Origin of the sequence: Microbacterium immunditiarum, assembly GCF_013409785.1 — a bacterium.
GTDB lineage: Bacteria > Actinomycetota > Actinomycetes > Actinomycetales > Microbacteriaceae > Microbacterium > Microbacterium immunditiarum.
In genome coordinates this window covers 523,940-542,745 of the sequence record NZ_JACCBV010000001.1, presented here as the reverse complement: position 1 = coordinate 542,745, position 18,806 = coordinate 523,940, and the positions used below count along the sequence as shown (strand labels likewise).

Here is an 18,806-nt window from a genome sequence, read left to right as displayed (position 1 = left end):
CGAAAGAAGACTTTAGTATTTAGTCTCGTCTCATGACGTCCGACGAGAAGCCGCAGAGCGAGCCGGGCGCCGAGCGCGGTGCGCACGAGCGCATCTCCGACCCCGCGCGCATCCGTGCCCTGGCCCACCCCCTCCGTCTCGCGCTGCTCGACTACCTCGGCGACGTCGACGAGGCGACGGCGACCGAGTGCGCCGAGGTGGTCGGCGAGTCGCCGGCGAGCTGCTCGTTCCACCTGCGGATCCTCGAGAAGTACGGGTACATCGAGCGCGCCGAGCGGCGCGGGCGCGAGAAGCCGTGGCGCGTGCGCACGAAGGACTTCGACCTGCGTCCCGACCCCGACGTGCCGGGCTCGCTCCTCGCCGTCCAGGCGGTCGCCGAGCTCGGCCTCGAGTCCGAGTTCCTGCGCGTGCGCGAGTACTTCTCGCGCGTGGAGCAGGAGGAGGACCGCTGGGTGCAGGCCTCGACGTTCACGCGGTCGGCGTTCTGGGCGACCGCCGAAGAGCTCGCGGAGTTCAGCCGCGAGGTGCAGAACCTCACCGACAGATTCGAAGGCCGCAGCGCCGACCCGTCCAAGCGGCCTCCGGGGGCGCGCCACGCGCGGTTCCTCGCGGTCGTCAACCCCGACCCGATCGCCAGCCCCGCCCCCGAGGAGCCCCGATGAGCACCGAGACATCCGAGACCGCCGACGCCGCGCCGCGCCGCAATCGCCTCCCCATCGCGTTCGAGGCGCCGGGCTTCGGTCGCCTGTCCACCGCGTGGGTCTTCACGAACCTCGGCGACAGCGCCCTCTACCTCATGGTCGCGGTGTGGGTGAAGCAGTTCACGGGATCCGACGTCGCCGCCGCGTTCGTCTTCGTGGCGCTCGGAGTCCCGGCGATCCTCGCCCCGTTCATCGGCATGATCGCCGACCGCGTCTCGCGCAAGCGCCTCCTCGTCGCGAACAACGTGGCCATGGCGCTCATCGTGCTGTCGCTGCTGCTCGTGGACGGCTCGAGCCAGCTCTGGCTCATCTACGTCGTGATCTTCCTCTACAGCGCGGGCGGATACGTGACCGCCGCCGCGCAGTCGGGCATCATTCGAGGGATGCTCCGCGACGACCAGCTCGCGAGCGGCAACGGCGTCCTCTCGACGATCGACAACGGCCTGCGACTGATCTCCCCGCTCATCGGAACCGCGCTCTACGTGGCGTTCGGCGCCCACGCCGTCGTGCTGCTCACCGCGTCGTGCTTCGCGGCGTGCGCCGTCGCCCTCATCGGCCTGCCGGTGGGCGACGCGGCTCCCGAGCACACCGAGTCCCGCGGATACGTCCGCGAGCTCGTCGCCGGCTTCGAGCACATCTTCCGGATCGTGCCGCTGCGCCGCCTGACATTCGCGATCGCGGTCGCGTTCGGCGCGACAGGGCTGATGAACGTCATCATCTTCCCGGCGCTGGACGCGATGAAGGCGGATGCCGCGGCCATCGGGTGGCTCGTGCCGCTGCAGGGCGTCGGGGCACTCGTCGGCGGCATCCTGTCGGCGACCCTCGTGACGAGGCTCGGCGAGGGACGCGCCGCCGCGCTCGGCCTCGTGATGCTCGCGCTCGGCTCGGCGCTCCTGCCGCTCGGCTCGCTGCCGATCGCCGCGTGCGGGATGGTCGTCGCCGGGTTCGGGATCCCGATCACCGTCGTCGGCTTCGCGACGATGCGCCAGCGGCTCACGCCGGACGCTCTGCAGGGTCGCACCGCGGCCGCCGCGAACGTGTCGATCAACGTCCCGCAGACGGCGGTGTCGATCGTGGGCGCCGGGCTCCTCGCGATCGCGGACTACCGCGTGCTCATCTGGGTGACGGTCGCCGCCGTGCTGCTCGGCGCGGTGCTCGCCGCGACCGCTCGAACGACCGCCTCGACTCGCTCGGACGAGGGCCTCGCGGGCGACGGTGCGACGGGCGAGGCGGTCGCGTAGGCCGTCTCAGCGCAGCGCGATGCGCGTGTGCGTCTGCTCGGCGCCGCCCTCCTTCTTGAGCGAGCGCAACAGCATGTCGAGGGCCGCCATGTCGGGCACGCGGATGTGGAGGTGGTAGTCGTACGGGCCCGTGACGTGCGCCGCATCCGTCACCGCGGAAAGCGCCCGCGCCCACTCGAGGAACTCCTCCGAGTCGCGATCGGCGCGCAGCCGCACGTCGATGAACGCCTCGATGGCGCCCGTCGCTCCCGCAGGAGCGTCGACCCCGAGCACCGCACGGTATCCGACGATCACCCCGGCGCGCTCGAGCCGGCGAACCCGGGCCGCCACGGCGTTCGTGCTGAGGCCGACCTCGCGTCCGATCCCACTGAAAGAAGCGCGTCCGTCCTCGACGAGAATCGCAAGAATCCGTTCATCGAGTTGGTCCATGTGGTGAATCTACCCGTGCGACCGAGGATCTTGCGGGGCGGGCTCGGCCCGGGGTGGATACTTCCGACATGAACCCTGTCACCGCGCTCGCCAGCGGAGCCCTCGCGGGCTTCGCGATCGCGGTGCCTGTCGGCGCGATCGGGGTGCTGCTCATCCAAGAGGGCATGCGGCGCGGCATCCGTCCAGGCCTTGCCGCTGCGGCCGGTGTCGCGAGCGTCGATGCGCTCTACTGTCTCATCGCCGTGGTCGCGGGTGCGGCGGTGGCGCCTCTCATCGCGCGCATCGAGCCGTGGCCCGCGGTCGTCGGGGGGATCGCGCTGGTCGGCATCGCGGCACTCGGGCTGAGGAAGGGCTTCTCGCGGCCGGCTCCTGCCAGTGGCGGCCCTCCGGTCGAGGGGTCGGCCCTCGGCGGCTATCCCCTGTTCTTCGGTCTCACGCTCATCAACCCGGCGACGGTCGTCTACTTCGTCGCGATCGCCACCGGGCTCGCCGACCTGCACGACGAGCCGTTCGCGGCGGCGCTGTTCGTCGTCGGCGCGGGCGTCGCATCCCTCGCGTGGCAGACGGTGCTCGTCGCGGCGGGCGCCCTCTTCGGGCGTCGTGCCACACCACGCGTGCAGCACCTCACGGTGGTCGTCGGATACGTGATCGTCGCGGGGTTCGGCGTCGCCCTGCTCGTGCGCGCGCTGGCCTAGGACGCGTTCGACTGCGACAACCCGCGGCGGGTGAGCGTCACGTGCACGACGCCGCTCGGCGACGACACCTGCTCGATGCCGTAGTCGGCCTCGAGGCCCTCGAGCCCGTCCCACACCCGCTCGCCGCGGCCGAGCACGATCGGCACGACCACGAAGTGGGCCCGGTCGACGACGCCGGCGGTGAGGAACTCGCGGATCATCGTCGCACCGCCGCCGAGGCGGACGTCGCGACCGCCGGCGGCCTCCTTCGCCATCGCGACCGCCTCTTCGGGCGTCGCATCGACGAAATGGAACACCGTGCCGCCCTCCATCTCCATGGCCGGGCGGGGGTAGTGGGTCAGCACGAACACGGGAGTGTGGAAGGGCGGGTTGGGGCCCCACCACCCGCGCCACTCGTCTTCTTCGCCGACCTTCGCCCACGGACCCGTCTCGGGCGTGAACTTGCGGCGGCCCATGATCTCGGCGCCGATGCCCAGCGTCTCGTGCCGCTCGGCGAACGCGTTGTCGATGCCGTCCGAGCCGCCCGGCTCACCCGACATCGCGTGCCAGAAGCGCGTCGCGAACATCCACTCATGAAGGCGTTCGCCGGCGTGCCCGAACGGCTCGTCGAAGCTCTGCGGTTCGCCCGTGCCGAAGCCGTCGAGCGAGATCGCAAAGTTCTGGACGCGAACGAGAGACATGCCATGCACCTCCGAAATGCGCGGATCGACACGCTCTTGGAACGCTAGACCCACTCGCCGACACGGCGACAGGGGCGGTTCGCGATTCAGGCGAACGACACGGATGCCGCGGCATCCGCCACCCGCCGCTCGGCGTCCTCGTCGGCGAGCTGCCGCGCGATCGAGGAGACCGCCTCGCGACCCGCGCGATTGGCGCCGACGGTCGACTGCGACGGACCGAAGCCGATGAGATGCACGCGCGGCTCGCGAAGAGGCTGCGTGCCCCGCATCGCGATGCCCCCGAGTTCGTTGCGCAGCCCGAGGGGATCGAGGTGCGAGAGCGACGCCTTGAAACCCGTCGCCCACAGGATCGCGTCGACCGGCGTGAACGATCCGTCGGCCTCGCGCACCCCGTGCGGCTCGATCGCCGTGAACATCGGACGGCGCTCGAGCGCCCCGCGTGCCTTCGCCGCGCGTGCGTACGGGGTCCACGGGAGGCCCGTGTAGCCCACCACGCTCCCCGTCGGTCGACCGGCTTCGACATCGGCGACGACCTTCGCGATCGTCTCGCGGCCGGTCGTCTCGGGCGTGAACTCGCCGTCGATGAAGGCGGGCTCGCGGCGGGTGTACCAGAACGTCGTCGCTCCTCGCGAGATCTCCTCGAGCTGCTGGATGGCCGAGATGCCTCCGCCGACGATCGCGACGCGCCGGCCCGCGAACTCGGCGGCTGAGCGGTACTCGCGCGTGTGCAGCTGGCGTCCGAGGAAGCTGTCCGTGCCGGGGTGGTCCGGCAGCACGGGGTTGTCCCACGTGCCCGTCGCGTTGACGACGAAGCGGGCGATCCAGATGCCGCCGTCCGTCTCGACGACGAGTTCGCCGGTCGGAGAGTCGTCCGCGCGGCGCACGGCGCTCACGTGCACGGGTCGCAGGATCGGCAGCGCGAGTTCGCGTTCGTACGCCGCGAAGTAGCGCGGCACCGCCTCGCGGCTCGGCTCGGGGTCGTCGACCGGGGGCTGACGGATGCCGGGAAGGTCGAAGATCCCGTTGACGGTCGCCATCGTGAGCGACGGCCAGCGGTGCTGCCACGCGCCACCCGGCGCCGGCGCGGCATCGAGGACGACGAAGGTTCGCGCGGCATCCGGCTCGTCGACGGCACTCGCGATTCCCCGACGCTGCAGGTGAAACGCGGCGGAGAGCCCCGCCTGCCCGCCGCCGATGACGACGACGGTCGCGCGGCGGAGTTCGGAGATCACGGCGGATGCAACAGCCGGCCGTCGCGGAACCTTCCGCGCGGCATCCGTCGCCCGTGGCCTAGCGTTGTCGTCATGACGCAGCTCATCGCCGGAGTCGAGACCGGAGGAACCAAGATCGTCGCGGCCGTGGCCCGCGTGGACGACCCCGGACGCATCATCGACGAGATCGAGATCCCGACCACGGCACCCGAGGAGGTCGGGGCGCGGCTGCGCGCATTCCTCGAGCGGCATGAGGGGATCACGCACGCAGGAATTGCCGCGTTCGGTCCCGTCGACATCGATCCGAACTCCCCGGGGTTCGGTTCGGTGACCGCCACTCCGAAGCCCGGATGGGCGGGCGCTCCGCTGGCCGATCTCGTGGGCGGACGCCCGCACACGATCGTCTCGGACGTCACGGGAGCGGCTCTCGGCGAGCACGCGCTGGGCGCGAGCAGCGGCATTCTCGATTCGGCATACATCACGATCGGCACCGGAGTGGGAGTCGGGGCACTCATCGGCGGACGTCCCTTCTCGGACACCGCGCACCCCGAGCTCGGGCACATCGCGATGCGGCGCCACCCCGACGACGACTTCGCGGGAGTGTGCCCTTTCCACGGCGGCGATTGCGTCGAGGGCCTTGCTGCAGGACCGGCGATCGCGAAGCGGTGGGGTCGCCCCACGCGAGAGCTCGGCGACCTCCTCGAACGCGCGGTCGAGACGGAGGCGCACTACCTCGGCCAGCTCATCGCCACCGTGACCTACGCGTACCGGCCGCAGCGGATCGTCATCGGAGGCGGGGCCATGAAGATCCCGGGACTTCTCGACGCGGTGCGCGAGGCGTCCGTGCGCGAGATCCGCGGGGCGCTGGGGGCGGAGCATCCGTCGAATCATCCCGACACCTACCTCGTGCCGCCGGGCCTCGGCGACCGCGCGGGGGTGATCGGGGCACTTCATCTCGCGGCCGCCCGCGCGGCGTGATTCGGCGTTCCGGGTACCTGTCGCCAGGTGAAGCCCGCCGCGCGAGAATGGGCGGATGGCTGAGTTCGGCGAAGTCGAGGTGAGCGCGCTCGCGATCAACGTCACGATCCCCGAAGAGCTGCGGTGGACGGACGCGCGCCGCGGGCAGAGGTTCGAGCTGCACACGCTCAACGTCCGGCTGATGCCCGACGGCACGCTCGCGGTCAAGGCGTACGGGAGGCCGCTCGAGGGCGGGCGGTCGGGCTACGTCCCGTTCCGGATGCCGGATCGCCCCGAGCTCGTCGCGCTCGTGGAGTCCGCCGCCGGTCGCGCCGCCGAGCGGTGGGCGGCCCACCGCGGGATCGGAGCCGCGCCGGCACCCGGTGGCTGAGCACGGAGCCTGGATCCCGCCCGCGCCCGCGCCGCCGCCGAGTGCACGACTTGGCGCCGAGTGCACGACATGTCGACGCGGCGAAGTCGTGCACTCGACGAGAAGCCGTGCACTCGGCGATCACCGGGCGAAGCAGCCCGGTCAGGGGCGGGTTCGCGCCGCGGCCTAGACTGGAGGGGTCCCCTTCACGTCGAGGAACATCCGTGAGCACATCCCCGCAGTCCCGCGCCTTCGAGGTCTGGCACGTCCAGCTCGCGCGCGCCATCTTCGCGGGGATCGCCGCGGTCATGATCACGTTCTCGCCCGATCACTCCGCCGACGTCGGCCTCGCCGTGTTCAGCGGCTTCGCGCTCGCGACGGGCATCGTCATGCTCGTATCGGCATGGCTCGTGTACCCCGTGCGGCGTCGCTGGCCGGCCGTCCTGCTCGGACTCGTGTCGGTCCTCGCGGGCATGGCCGGAGGACTCCCGCCGCTGCGTTCGACGATCCTCTTCTTCGTGCTCGTCATCGCGTGGGCGTTCACCGCCGGGCTCGTCGAGACGATCTCGGGCTGGCGCGCGCTGCGTGCGGCGAAGCGCGGCGAGGCGGCGCTGGGTCCGGCATCCGAGGCTCGCGACGCCGTCGTCGTCGGCGTGCTGACCCTCGCGCTCGCCGTTGCCCTCCCGCTCGTGCCGGTCGGGTTCTCGCTCGAATACACCGTGGCCGAAGCCGGCCAGACATTCACGCTGACGGGCATCATCCTCGCCGTCGGCATCTTCGGGGGATACGCCGCGATCGTCGCGGTGTACCTCGCGATCGCGGGCTTCTCGCCGCGCAAGCCGCAGCCCCAGCCGCAGCCTGCGCCGGCCGAGTCGCCCGCCACCCACGACGGAGGTTCCGCATGACCGACCGGCCGACTCGACGCGCCCTCATGAAGCCGCTGCAACTGCTCGGCCTCGCGCTGCTGGCCGCCGTCTTCGCCGGGGTCGTGACCCTCGTGTCGATGGGATTCTTCCAGAGCCGAACGCCCGATCAGCAGGGTCGCGCGCTCGTGTTCGCCGCCGTCGTCGCCGGCATCACGTTCATCGTGGCGCTCGTCGGCCTCGCGCTCATGCTCCTGGCGGTCGACCCCGCCGATGTGCAGAAGACGGTCGACCGCCCGGTGCTCGTCGAGAAGGACGAGCGCAAGGCCGCGCAGAAGCCGGACAAGCGGCCGAGCGACGAGCCGGATGCCCCAGCCCCCGACACCCGCGAGTCCTGACGCCGCGCGGGCGTCCGCGCCTCAGGCCTCGTCGACGAGCGACGCCGCGAGACCTGTGTAGGTCGCGGGCGTCAGCGCGAGGAGACGCTGCTTCGCGGCATCCGTGATGTCGAGTCCGTTGACGAACTCGGCCAGTTGCTCGGCGCCGACGCGGCGGCCGCGCGTGAGGTCCTTGAGAAGCGCGTAGGGATCGGTGATCGACGAGTGGCCCGCCGCGATCTCGGCGCGGACCACCGTCTGGATCGCCTCGGCCAGCACCTCCCAGTTCGCGTCGAGGTCGGCGCGCAGCACGTCCTCGGCGAGCGAGATCTCGCGCAGGCCGCGCTCGAGGTTGTCGAGCGCGAGCAGCGAGTGGCCGAACGCGACGCCGATGTTGCGCTGCGTCGTCGAGTCGGTGAGGTCGCGTTGCAGGCGGGACGTCACGAGCGTCGACGCGAGGGTCGTGAACAGCCCGCCCGAGATCTCGAGGTTCGCCTCGGCGTTCTCGAAGCGGATGGGGTTGATCTTGTGCGGCATCGTCGAGGACCCCGTCGCGCCGGCGACGGGGATCTGCGCGAAGTAACCGAGCGAGATGTACGTCCAGACGTCGGTCGCGAGGTTGTGCAGGATGCCGCCCGCGTGCCGCACGCGGTCGTACAGTTCGACCTGCCAGTCGTGCGACTCGATCTGCGTCGTGAGCGGGTTGAAGCCCAGGCCCAGCGACTCGATGAACTCGCGCGTGATGAGCGGCCAGTCGACCTTCGGGTCGGCCGCGACGTGCGCCGACCACGTGCCTGTCGCGCCCGAGAACTTCGCGAGGTAATCGGATGCCGCGACCTGCGCCGCGACGCGCTCGAGGCGCCACGCGAACACCGCGAGCTCCTTGCCCATCGTCGTGGGCGTCGCGGGCTGCCCGTGCGTGCGCGACAGCATCGCGGCGTCGCGGTGCTTCGCCGCGAGCGAATGCAGCGACCCGATCACCGTCCGCAGCTTCGGCAGCCACACGTCGGTGACGGCGCGCTTGACGATGAGCGCGTACGAGGTCGAGTTGATGTCCTCGCTCGTGCACGCGAAGTGGGTGAGCTCGGCGATCGCGTCGAGACCGAGCTTCGACAGGCGGTCGCGCACGAGGTACTCGACCGCCTTCACGTCGTGGCGCGTGACGGCCTCGCGCTCGGCGAGCCAGTCGATCTCCGCCTGCCCGAAGTCGAGGTAGAGCGCGCGCAGGCGCAGCTTCAGCTCCTCGGAGAGCGGCGTCGTGCCGAACAGCATGTTGTCGGTCAGCGCGATGAGCCACTCGACCTCGACCTCGACGCGGGCGCGGTTGAGGCCCGCCTCGGAGAGGTACTCGGCGAGCGGCGCGACGGCGGCGCGGTAGCGGCCATCGAGCGGGCTGAGGGACTGGGCGGGGAAATCGGTCACGGGACTCCCGTCGGACGCGGCTGATCGGCTGGGGCCGGAGCCGGGGACGTTCGATGCTCGGCGATCGCCGCCGACCTGTTCAGATCGCGGTGCGGACCGCGGGTTCGAGCTGCCGGAAGAGTGCCCGGCTCGCACTCTCGATCATACCGAGCACCTCGTCGAACATCGCCGGGCCCGCGTAGTACGGGTCGGGGACGTCGAGAGTGTGTGCGGCGTTGTCGAACGACATGAGAAGCGCGATCTTGTCGGCGTCGGAGTGCCCGCGTGCCCACCCCCTCAGGATCCGCTCGTGCGAGCGGTCGAGTGCCACGATGAGGTCGTTGCGCACGAAGTCATCGTGGGTGAACTGTCGCGCGCGATGGTGCGTGCCGTCGTAGCCGCGCCTCGACAGCGCCTCGACTGTGCGCTGGTCGGCGCGTTCGCCGACGTGCCAGTCGCCGGTGCCCGCGCTGCTCGAGGCGATCCGGTGGCCCAGGCCCGCGGCATCCGCGAACCCTCGGAACACGATGTCGGCCATCGGGGAGCGGCAGATGTTCCCGGTGCAGACGAAGACGACGCGGAACGGCTCGATGACGCTCGCGGTCATGGGTTCCATCATGGCGCGGCTCGCGCCCTGGTCAAGGGGTCGGTGCCCGATGTGCGAGACACGGATGCCCCGCCTCCGCTCCTCCCCAGCGCACGCCTGTCGTCGGCATCGCACACGGCGCTCGTGCGCGCGGTCGCGGGGACGTCGGCGTCCGCACGATGGACCCATGCCCTTCGCCCTCGCTTGCGACGCCCCGCCGCACCAGCTCGCCGTCATCGAGGAGCTCGACGGCGTCGTGCGCGCCCTCGCCGCGCTTGCGGATCGGATCCTCGAGGTGACCGCCGAAGCGCGCGGTCTCGTGGCGCTCACCGATTGGCACGCGCGCGCGGCGGCCGCCTTCCACGAGCGTGCCGAGGAGTGGGCCGGCGAGATCTCGTCGCTCTACTGTCCGACCGAGACCGCTCGCATCCTCGCGGCCGACGCTCGCGATCGGGTCGCGCTCGCGGTGTGGGACGACTGCTGATGGGGGACGAGCTCGAGATCCGCTCGGGCGGCGCCGTCGCCGTCGACAGCGATACCCTGCGGCACGCGGCAGCGCGGATCACGGCGACGAACGCCGAGCTGGAGGAGCTCGGCGGGCGGCTGTCGTACGTGCAGCACATCCTGTGGGCTCATCGCGTGCGCGCCGGCGAGGCTGCTGACTCCGCAGCGCTGGTGTTCGCACGGTTGGCCGACGCTCGGCGTCACGCCGACGAGCTTGCTGCGAAGCTCGAGTCGGCGGCCGCGGTGTACGAGCTCGTCGAGCTGAACGTCCGTCACGCCGCCGCCCTGCTCGTGGGCGACACCCCCGCGCTCGCGCGGATCGACGCGCAGCGCGACCAGCTCATGAGCGAGTGGCCCGACGCGATGGAGGGGGCGCGCGGTCTCGAGCTCGATCGGGCGGTCATGTGGCCGTCCGAGCTGGCCAGGCAGTCGACGCTCTTCGGCTTCACCGTGGGCGAAGAGGTGAGCGAGCGCGGCGCGATGATCGGCGGCGTTGCCGCGGGACTGCCGACCCTCGCTCTCGCGGCTGCGGCGGGGCTGTCGCGGGCGGGACTCATCGAGAAGGGGGACCGGCTCACCGGCGGACCAGCCGCCGTCGCGATCAGCCGCGTGCGCCCCGGCGCGTCCGCGAACACTGCGCCGACGTCGCTCGCGAACGCGGCGCAGCGCATCCCGAACGGCGACGGCAGCTCGCGCGTGCGGGTCGAGAAGTACACGATGCCCGACGGACGCCGCGAGTTCGCCGTCTACGTCGCGGGCATGCAGTCGCAGGCCTTCGGCCGCTACGAGGCGTGGGACAACGCCTCGAACACTGAGCTCTACACCGGGCGCGAGTCGGCGTCGTACACCGCTACCGTCGAGGCGCTCGCGGCCGCGGGTGCCCGTCCGGGCGACACCGTCCACGCGTTCGGCTTCTCGCAGGGCGCGATGATCTCCTCGCACCTCGCGGTCGAAGCGGAGTACGACGTGCAGACGCTCGTCACCTACGGCTCTCCGGTCGAGGCGGACGCCGGTCCCGGCACGCTCTCCGTCGGCATCCGTCACCGCGACGACCCCGTGACCGCGCTCGCGGGCGGTGGTCACATGGCGCCGGTGGGCGCATCCGGCAGTGTCGTCGTCGAGCGGGTCTACGACCCGGCCGTCGAGTACGACGACGCGCTGCTGCCCGCGCACCGTTTGACGGCATACGCCGAGACCGCCGCTCTCACCGACGCGTCGGACGACCCGCGCCTCGCGGGCGTGCGGGAGGTGTTCGCGCGGCTGGGAGGGGCGGCCGACGTCGAGGTCAGCGAGTTCGGGGCGCGGCGGATCGTCGACGAGTTGCCGTCGGGGCAGCCGCCAGGATCGATCAGCTCTTCTTCGGGCGCAGGATGACGCCGAACACCCAGTTGATGATCGAGATGATCAGGGCGGCGACGACGCCCCACCAGAAGTCCTCGACGCGCAGGCCCCACGTCCACCAGTGCGTGAGCCATGCGGTCAGCCACAGCAGGAACGCATTGATGACGAGGCCGATCAGGCCGAGCGTCAGGATGTAGATGGGGAACGCCAGCACTTTGATGACCGTGCCGATGATCGTGTTAACGATGGCGAACAGCGCGGCCACGATGAGCAGGGTCAGGATGTACTGCAGCGTGTCGCCCGGCGGAAACGCGATGACGGACACCTGCAGTGCCGGGATGAGCGTCACGATCCAGATCGCGAACGCGTTGACGACGACTCGGATGAGGAACCCCATAGTCCCGTCAGTCTGGCACGCGGGTCCGACGCGCGGGAAGGGTTGCGCGGCGCGGCGTCCGCCCCCGCACACCCGCGCGAGAGGACGGGCGCCGAACCCTTCCATAGACTCGTGGCGTGACCGACGTCCCCGAGATCCCCGTGCGCGTCCGCCCCGAGATCGCGGCGCTGCCTCCCTACAAGCAGGGCAAGCAGGCCGGATCCGACGCGTTCAAGCTGTCGAGCAACGAGAACCCGTTCGACCCACTTCCGGGCGTGCTCGAAGCGGTGCGCTCGGCATCGGCCTTGAACCGCTACCCGGATGCCACGGCCGCCCGCCTGCGCGAGCGACTGGCCGCGCGGTTCGGCGTTCCGTCCGAGCAGGTGCACATCGGGGCGGGGAGTGTGTCGATCCTCGCGCAGCTCGTGCTCGCGACGTCGGGTCCGGGCGACGAGGTCATCTTCGCGTGGCGGTCGTTCGAGGCGTATCCGTGGCTCGCCGTCCTCGCCGGCGCCACGCCGGTCATGGTGCCGCTCGCCGAGGGCGCGCGGCACGATCTGCAGGCGATGGCGGATGCCGTGAACGACCGCACTCGTGCCGTGATCGTCTGCACGCCGAACAACCCGACCGGCCCGATCGTGACGCAGGCCGAGTTCGACGCGTTCGTCGAACGGGTGCCGTCCGACGTGCTCGTCATCCTCGACGAGGCCTACGCCGAGTTCGTCACCGACCCGACGTCGGTCGACGGCATTCGGGTGCTCGGGAACGCGGGGCATCAGAATGTCGTCGTCCTCCGCACCTTCTCGAAGGCGTACGGTCTCGCCGGGCTCCGGGTCGGCTACGCGATCGGCCACCCGCGCATCCTCGACGCCGCGCGCAGCGCGAGCATCCCGCTGTCGGTCACGGCCCAGGCAGAGGTCGCGGCGCTCGCGAGCCTCGACGCCGAGGCCGAGCTGCTCGAGCGCGTGTCGGTCATCGCGAGGCGGCGTGACGCGCTCGTCGCGGCGCTGCGCGACCTCGGATGGGCGATCCCCGACGCACAGGGCAACTTCGTGTGGTTCCCCCTCGGCGAGGAGACGCTCGCCGTCGCGGAACGGTTCGAGCGCGCCGGGCTCATCGTCCGGCCGTTCGCGGGCGACGGCATCCGGGTCTCCGTCGGCGAGGAGGAGTCTGTCGAGAAGGTACTGGGGATCGCGGCATCCGTTGTTCAAGACCTCCCAGAAGGGCACGTAGGCCGCGGGCTAGCGTAGAACGGTGACTTCGGACCACGGCTCCCAGCCCGAAGAACCCGTCCGCGTGCTCGCCGCGGACGGATCGTTCTCCCCGACTCCCGCCGCGGAACGCTATCTGCCCCTCGTCGAGGCGCTGACCGACGACGAGCTCGAGGGCTTCTATCGCGACATGGTCGTGATCCGCGCGTTCGATCGCCAGGCGACGAACCTCCAGCGCCAGGGTCAGCTCGCGCTGTGGCCGCCGAGCTACGGGCAGGAGGCGGCGCAGGTCGGCTCCGCCCGCGCGACCCGCCCGCAGGACCACGTGTTCCCGTCGTATCGCGAGCACGTCGTGTGCCGCATCCGCGGCGTCGACCCGATGGACATCATCCGCCTCATGCGGGGTCTCACCCACGGCGGGTGGGATCCGTTCGACCCCCGCAACGGCAACACGCACATCTACACGCTCGTGCTCGGCGCGCAGACCCTGCACGCGACCGGTCTCGGCATGGGGCTCGTCTTCGACGGCCGCTCCGGCACGGGCGACCCCGAGCGCGACGAAGCGGTCATCGTCTACTACGGCGATGGCGCCTCGAGCGAGGGCGACGTGCACGAGGCGATGGTCTTCGCGGCGAGCTACCAGACGCCGCAGGTGTTCTTCCTGCAGAACAACCAGTGGGCGATCTCGGTGCCCGTGACGACGCAGTCGCGCTCGCCGCTGCACCGTCGGGGCGAGGGCTACGGCATGCCGAGCATCGCGGTCGACGGCAACGACGTCATCGCGAGCTACGCCGTCACGAAGGTCGCGCTCGACGAGGCACGCGCGGGCGCCGGCCCGCGCGCGATCGAGGCGCTCACGTACCGCATGGGCGCCCACACCACGAGCGACGACCCGACGAAGTACCGCGCGTCCGACGAGGAGCAGTCGTGGGCGAAGCGCGACCCGATCGCGCGCCTTCGCGCGTACCTCGAGGGCCGTGGCGCGTCGGAGGCGTTCTTCGCGGAGGTCGGGGCCGAGGCATCCGCCGTCGCCGACGACACGCGCGTGCGCACCAACGCCCTCGATGGCATCCCCGCGACCAAGATGTTCGACCACGTCTACAGCGAGCCGCACCCCTTGATCGACGAGCAGCGGCGGTGGCTCCTCGACTACGAGTCGTCGTTCGAGGAGGGGGCATCGTGACCGAGTCCAACCCCGTCATCGGCACCCGCCCCGTCGCTGACCTTGCCGAGGCGTCGTCCGTCCCTTCGACAGGCTCAGGGACCGGGGGGTCGACGGCGCCGGCGCCGACCGGCGCGCAGACGATCCCGTTCAGCCGCGCCCTCAACGCCGGCATGCGCGCCGCACTCGCGAACAGCGACCGCGTCCTCCTCATGGGCGAGGACATCGGCCGCCTCGGCGGCGTGTTCCGGGTCACCGAGGGCCTGCAGGCCGAGTTCGGCGATCGGCGGGTGCTCGACTCGCCGCTCGCGGAGTCGGGACTCGTCGGCACCGCGATCGGCCTCGCGATGGTCGGGTTCCGTCCCGTGGTCGAGATCCAGTTCGACGGGTTCGTCTTCCCCGCGTTCGACCAGATCACGACGCAGCTCGCGAAGCTCACGAACCGTCATGAGGGCGCGCTCAGCCTGCCGGTGGTGATCCGCATCCCCTACGGCGGCCACATCGGTGCGGTCGAGCACCATCAGGAGAGCCCCGAGGCGTACTTCACGCACACGCCGGGTCTGCGGGTCGTGAGCCCCTCGACCCCCAACGACGCGTACTGGATGATCCAGGACGCGATCGACTCGAACGACCCGGTCATCTTCCTCGAGCCGAAGGCGCGGTACTGGCAGAAGGGCGAGGTCGACCTCGACGCCCGCGCCCTGCCGCTGCACGCGTCGCGCGTCGTGCGTCGCGGAACCGACGTCACGCTCGTCGGTCACGGCGCGATGGTCACGACGCTGCTGCAGGCGGCGGCGATCGCCGAGTCGGAGGGCACGTCGTGCGAGGTCGTCGACCTGCGCTCGCTGTCGCCGGTCGATTACGGACCGATCCTGGACTCGGTGCGGCGCACGGGACGCATGGTCTACGCGCAGGAGGCCCCGGGCTTCAACTCCCTCGGCAGCGAGGTGGCCGCGACGGTCATGGAGAAGGCGTTCTACGCGCTCGAAGCGCCCGTGCTGCGGGTGTCGGGCTTCGACACGCCGTTCCCGCCCGCCAAACTCGAGGGTGTCTACCTGCCCGACGCCGACCGCGTGCTCGAAGCGGTCGACCGGGCGCTCGGGTACTGACGGATGCCGCGAAAGGATCCCGCATGACGACGACCCAGACCTTCGTGCTGCCCGATGTCGGCGAAGGACTCACCGAGGCCGAGATCGTCTCGTGGCGCGTGGGCCCGGGCGACACCGTCGCCGTGAACGACGTGCTCGTCGAGATCGAGACCGCGAAGTCGCTCGTCGAGCTGCCGTCGCCGTTCGACGGGACGGTCGGCGAGGTCCTTGCCGCGGAGGGCACGACGGTGGCGGTCGGTGCGCCGATCATCACGATCGTCGCGGAGGAGAGGGCGACGGATGCCTCGGCCCCGAGCCCCTCGCCGGTCACCGTCGGCCAGACCGAGCACGGAGCGCCTGCCGAGCCGCCCGCCGGCGAAGGGTCGGTGCTCGTCGGCTACGGCACGGGCGGCCACGTGCAGTCGCGCCGCCGTGTGGTTCGTCATGCTCACCAGTCGGGTTCAGAGGTTCGGGAGCGGGTCGCGGCATCCGTGGGTGTCATCGCGAAGCCGCCCATCCGCAAGCTCGCGCGCGATCTCGGCGTCGACCTCGGCGATGTCGTGCCGACCGGGCCGGCGGGCGACGTGACGCGCGACGACGTGCTCAAGCACGCCGAGCAGGCGAGCGTGTTCCGCAACATCCAGACGCCCGACTGGGGCTCGGTCCGCGAAGAGACGATCCCCGTCGAGCGCGGTGGCGCGGCATCCGTCGCCCCCGTCGTCCCGCCGCCGGCGACGGTCCCGCCTGCCGACGACGAGCGCGAGGAGACCATCGCGGTCAAGGGCGTGCGCAAGGCGACGTCGTCGGCGATGGTGCGATCGGCGTACACGGCGCCGCACGTGTCGGTGTGGACCGACGTCGATGCGACGCGCACCATGGAGCTCGTCAAGCGGCTGAAGTCCTCGCCCGACTTCGCCGACATCCGGGTCTCGCCGCTGCTCATCATGGCGCGGGCAGTCATCTGGGCCGTGCGCCGCACGCCGATGGTCAACGCGGCGTGGGTCGACGCAGACCACGGCGCCGAGATCCGCGTGCGCCGCTACGTCAACCTCGGCATCGCCGCGGCGACCCCGCGGGGGCTCCTCGTGCCGAACATCAAGGACGCACAGGACCTTTCGATGCGCGACCTCGCCCGCGCGCTCGAGAAGCTCACGCTCACGGCGCGCGACGGCAAGACGCAGCTCGCCGATCAGCAGGGCGGCACGATCACCATCACGAACATCGGCGTGTTCGGCATGGACGCGGGCACGCCCATCATCAACCCGGGCGAGTCGGGCATCGTCGCGATGGGAACCATCCGGCAGAAGCCGTGGGTCGTCGACGGCGAAGTGCGTCCGCGGTTCGTGACGACGGTGTCGGGGTCGTTCGATCACCGCGTGATCGACGGCGACGGGATGTCGCGTTTCATCGCGGACGTCGCGTCGATCCTCGAGGAGCCCGCGCTGCTGCTGGACTGACCTTCCGACTCTCGGATGCGGACTGGTCATTCCGACCGGTAGGCGTGTACGGTCTACGCATCAACCAGACGGGCGGGAGAACTCAACTTGAACACACGCGACAAGCTCGTCGCAGAGGCGATCAGGCTCTTCGCCGACGAGGGTTACGAGCGGGTGACCGTCAACGAGGTCGTCGAGGCGGCCGCCCTCACGAAGGGCGCCTTTTATCACTACTTCGACTCGAAAGAGGATCTGCTCGCCGAGATCCACTCATCGTACGTGGACTTCGCATTCGAGCGCTTCGAGCGCATCGCGACCGAAGGGCTCACGCCCAGTGAGACTCTGACCGCGATGCTGCGTGAGCTGATCGAGCAGATCCACTCGTACCGCGCGAATGTCGTCATCCTCTGGGAATCGCATCGGAGCCTTTCCGACTCCGCCGCGGAGCGGATCGACGGGAAGAAGGCGGACATCCGGCGACTGTTCCAGCGCACGATCGAACGAGGTCAGCGTGCGGGCGAGTTCGACGCCGACCGGGACAGCACGCTCGCTGCGCTGGGGATGTTCGGCATGGGGATGTGGACGTATCACTGGTACCGGCCGGGCGGCAAGGCCAGCGCCGATGATGTGGCAGCGGAGTTCACACAGCTCGTGTTGAACGGCCTCGCGGTGCCCGAGCGGGCCGAAGCGGACCGAGTCCCCGCCCCCTCCTGAGTCCGCGCACACGCCGCGATTCGGGAGCGACAGGAAGGCGCGCACGCCGTTGCGGCGGTTGCGCGCCTTCCGCGTCCTTGGAGCAGGCCACTGGAACGTCCTTGACAGAGTTCGATCTGGACTGTCAAGGTACATACCAACTAGTCGGAATCCCGGCAGGACAAGGAGGTCCTCACATGCGAATTCGTCGTCGTGCGGTCGGTGTGGTTGCCGCACTATCAGCGGGGGTGCTCGCCCTCGCCGCCTGCAGTAGCAGCGATGGCGGGGGCGGCTCTGAGCCGTCCGACGGGCCCGCCGTCGAGGAAGTGGTCATCGGCGCTCCGCTGCCGCTGTCCGGACCCGGGGCCGGATTCGGAACCCCGTACCTCACCGCGCTGCAGCTCACCGTCGATGCCATCAACGAAGCGGGCGGGATCGAGAGCCTCGGTGGCGCGAAGCTGCGCCTCGACGCCGTAGACGACGCCAGCGATGCCACGCGTGACGCCCAGCTGCTGCAGCAGATGGCCGCGCAGGGGGTCAGCGTCTTCGCGGGCCCACTGCTCAGCGCGACTGTCATCAACAGCGTTCCGATCATCACCCGCGCCGAGATCCCGTTCGTCGGCCCGTCGCTGGACAGTGCGGTCACCGACCCCGAGTCGCCTTGGATGTTCCGCGTCGTGAATCGTGCGGATGCGTGGGGCGACCAGGCGTTCGAGTGGATCGACGCGACGCTCAAGGAGCAGGGGGTCACGATCGAGAAGATCGGCGTCGTCGGCATCAACGTTCCGCCGGGAACCTCGACAACCGAGCGCATGATCGCCGGAGCCGAAGCGGCGGGCTGGGAGGCCGTCAACATCAGCTACGACCAGAAGGCGACGACCGACTTCGCGCCCATCGTGGCACAGCTCGCACAAGCGGATGTCGACCTCGTGACCGGCTATCAGAACCCGAACGACGCGGTCCTGTTCGCGCAGGCGGTCGCGGCGCAGGACTGGCGGCCCGAGCAGGGATTCGTGTGGATCGCCGGTGGACAGTACCTCTCCTCGTTCGGTGAGGCGACGGGCGCATCGACGAACCACTGGGTCGACCTGTCCTATGCGGCCGACTTGTCCGCATCTCCGGTGCCGGAGCTCGAGGCGATCGCGGCTGCGTTCCAGGAGGAGACCGGTCAGCCCATGGTCGGGCTCGCGGCAAGTGCGCCGGCGATCATCACGGTGATCGCGGCCGCCATCGAAAAGGCGGCGAGCCCCGATCCCGCGAAGATCGCGGACGCACTCCGCTCCCTGGAGTTCTCGTCACCGGAGGATGCGCCGTTCCCCTTCTATTCGATGCGCGGCGGGCTCTCGTTCAACGAGAAGAACGGCGACAACCTGAAGTGGGAAGGGACCATGATCCAGTGGCAGGACGGCGTCCAGATGGACGTCAGCGACCCCAGCAGCGACGAGCTCATCTGGCCGGCTCGCTGAAACCCAGGCGGTCCGGCA

General features: G+C 70.6%; 21 protein-coding genes. 15 read left to right on the top strand and 6 right to left on the bottom strand.

The window, feature by feature from the left end; genetic code table 11:
- The first annotated feature begins 32 nt into the window (after positions 1-32).
- Positions 33-662, top strand: coding sequence for an ArsR/SmtB family transcription factor (locus tag BJ991_RS02500; RefSeq protein ID WP_179487172.1), 630 nt, complete (start codon positions 33-35; stop codon positions 660-662).
- Positions 659-1,942 (top strand): MFS transporter, encoded by a 1,284-nt coding sequence (locus BJ991_RS02495; protein ID WP_179487170.1) that lies wholly within the window; start codon positions 659-661, stop codon positions 1,940-1,942. The genes BJ991_RS02500 and BJ991_RS02495 overlap by 4 nt, the downstream gene beginning before the upstream one ends.
- Positions 1,943-1,948: 6 nt before the next feature.
- Here the strand turns inward: BJ991_RS02495 and BJ991_RS02490 are convergent, their stop codons facing one another.
- Positions 1,949-2,371, bottom strand: a complete 423-nt coding sequence (locus BJ991_RS02490; RefSeq protein WP_179487168.1) for an Lrp/AsnC family transcriptional regulator — start codon at positions 2,369-2,371, stop codon at positions 1,949-1,951.
- 68 nt (positions 2,372-2,439) lie between these two features.
- On the opposite strand from BJ991_RS02490, the gene BJ991_RS02485 reads away from it, so the two are divergent.
- A complete protein-coding gene (locus BJ991_RS02485; protein WP_179487166.1) occupies positions 2,440-3,066 on the top strand; it encodes a LysE family transporter in 627 nt (208 codons plus the stop codon).
- Here the strand turns inward: BJ991_RS02485 and BJ991_RS02480 are convergent.
- Both BJ991_RS02480 and BJ991_RS02475 read right to left on the bottom strand, forming a co-directional pair.
- Positions 3,063-3,746 (bottom strand): dihydrofolate reductase family protein, encoded by a 684-nt coding sequence (locus BJ991_RS02480; protein ID WP_179487164.1) that lies wholly within the window; start codon positions 3,744-3,746, stop codon positions 3,063-3,065. The two genes, BJ991_RS02485 and BJ991_RS02480, sit on opposite strands and share 4 nt — an antisense overlap.
- An 86-nt stretch (positions 3,747-3,832) precedes the next feature.
- Positions 3,833-4,975 (bottom strand): NAD(P)-binding domain-containing protein, encoded by a 1,143-nt coding sequence (locus BJ991_RS02475; protein WP_179492413.1) that lies wholly within the window; start codon positions 4,973-4,975, stop codon positions 3,833-3,835.
- A gap of 75 nt (positions 4,976-5,050) precedes the next feature.
- Between BJ991_RS02475 and BJ991_RS02470 the strand changes: the two genes are divergently transcribed.
- The 4 genes from BJ991_RS02470 (at position 5,051) to BJ991_RS02455 (ending at position 7,545) form a co-directional block, all read left to right on the top strand.
- Positions 5,051-5,935, top strand: coding sequence for an ROK family protein (locus tag BJ991_RS02470; RefSeq protein WP_179487162.1), 885 nt, complete (start codon positions 5,051-5,053; stop codon positions 5,933-5,935).
- Positions 5,936-5,990: 55 nt separating this feature from the next.
- Positions 5,991-6,305, top strand: a complete 315-nt coding sequence (locus BJ991_RS02465) for a hypothetical protein (RefSeq protein ID WP_179487160.1) — start codon at positions 5,991-5,993, stop codon at positions 6,303-6,305.
- Between the two features lie 203 nt (positions 6,306-6,508).
- Positions 6,509-7,189, top strand: coding sequence for an acyl-CoA synthetase (locus BJ991_RS02460; RefSeq protein ID WP_179487158.1), 681 nt, complete (start codon positions 6,509-6,511; stop codon positions 7,187-7,189).
- On the top strand, positions 7,186-7,545 hold the full coding sequence (locus tag BJ991_RS02455) for an amino acid transporter (RefSeq protein ID WP_179487156.1): 360 nt from the start codon (positions 7,186-7,188) through the stop codon (positions 7,543-7,545). The genes BJ991_RS02460 and BJ991_RS02455 overlap by 4 nt, the downstream gene beginning before the upstream one ends.
- Positions 7,546-7,566: 21 nt before the next feature.
- Here BJ991_RS02455 and purB read toward each other — a convergent pair whose 3' ends face one another.
- The gene (gene purB, locus BJ991_RS02450; protein ID WP_179487154.1) at positions 7,567-8,946 is read right to left on the bottom strand and encodes an adenylosuccinate lyase; all 1,380 of its coding nucleotides are present in this window, start codon (positions 8,944-8,946) and stop codon (positions 7,567-7,569) included.
- Between the two features lie 79 nt (positions 8,947-9,025).
- Entirely contained in the window at positions 9,026-9,532 is a 507-nt protein-coding gene (locus BJ991_RS02445; RefSeq protein ID WP_179487152.1) for a low molecular weight protein-tyrosine-phosphatase, read from the bottom strand.
- Between the two features lie 166 nt (positions 9,533-9,698).
- Here BJ991_RS02445 and BJ991_RS02440 point away from each other — a divergent pair, with 166 nt between their 5' ends.
- Both BJ991_RS02440 and BJ991_RS02435 read left to right on the top strand, forming a co-directional pair.
- Positions 9,699-9,995: a hypothetical protein gene (locus tag BJ991_RS02440; RefSeq protein ID WP_179487150.1), complete on the top strand. Its 297-nt coding sequence runs from the start codon at positions 9,699-9,701 to the stop codon at positions 9,993-9,995.
- Complete coding sequence (locus BJ991_RS02435; protein ID WP_179487148.1) at positions 9,995-11,389, top strand: hypothetical protein; 1,395 nt, start codon at positions 9,995-9,997, stop codon at positions 11,387-11,389. Before BJ991_RS02440 ends, BJ991_RS02435 begins: the two co-directional genes overlap by 1 nt.
- Here the strand turns inward: BJ991_RS02435 and BJ991_RS02430 are convergent.
- The gene (locus BJ991_RS02430) at positions 11,364-11,753 is read right to left on the bottom strand and encodes a phage holin family protein (RefSeq protein WP_179487146.1); all 390 of its coding nucleotides are present in this window, start codon (positions 11,751-11,753) and stop codon (positions 11,364-11,366) included. The two genes, BJ991_RS02435 and BJ991_RS02430, sit on opposite strands and share 26 nt — an antisense overlap.
- 116 nt (positions 11,754-11,869) lie before the next feature.
- Here BJ991_RS02430 and BJ991_RS02425 point away from each other — a divergent pair, with 116 nt between their 5' ends.
- The 6 genes from BJ991_RS02425 (at position 11,870) to BJ991_RS02400 (ending at position 18,788) form a co-directional block, all read left to right on the top strand.
- The gene (locus tag BJ991_RS02425) at positions 11,870-12,982 is read left to right on the top strand and encodes a histidinol-phosphate transaminase (protein ID WP_179487144.1); all 1,113 of its coding nucleotides are present in this window, start codon (positions 11,870-11,872) and stop codon (positions 12,980-12,982) included.
- A 4-nt stretch (positions 12,983-12,986) separates the two neighbouring features.
- Positions 12,987-14,126, top strand: coding sequence for a thiamine pyrophosphate-dependent enzyme (locus tag BJ991_RS02420; RefSeq protein ID WP_179487142.1), 1,140 nt, complete (start codon positions 12,987-12,989; stop codon positions 14,124-14,126).
- A 122-nt stretch (positions 14,127-14,248) separates the two neighbouring features.
- A complete protein-coding gene (locus BJ991_RS02415; RefSeq protein WP_179492411.1) occupies positions 14,249-15,214 on the top strand; it encodes a transketolase C-terminal domain-containing protein in 966 nt (321 codons plus the stop codon).
- 23 nt (positions 15,215-15,237) lie between these two features.
- Positions 15,238-16,650, top strand: a complete 1,413-nt coding sequence (locus BJ991_RS02410; protein ID WP_179487140.1) for a dihydrolipoamide acetyltransferase family protein — start codon at positions 15,238-15,240, stop codon at positions 16,648-16,650.
- 87 nt (positions 16,651-16,737) lie between these two features.
- Positions 16,738-17,343 (top strand): TetR/AcrR family transcriptional regulator, encoded by a 606-nt coding sequence (locus BJ991_RS02405; protein ID WP_179487138.1) that lies wholly within the window; start codon positions 16,738-16,740, stop codon positions 17,341-17,343.
- A 176-nt stretch (positions 17,344-17,519) separates the two neighbouring features.
- The gene (locus tag BJ991_RS02400) at positions 17,520-18,788 is read left to right on the top strand and encodes an ABC transporter substrate-binding protein (RefSeq protein ID WP_179487136.1); all 1,269 of its coding nucleotides are present in this window, start codon (positions 17,520-17,522) and stop codon (positions 18,786-18,788) included.
- The last annotated feature ends 18 nt before the right edge of the window (positions 18,789-18,806 follow it).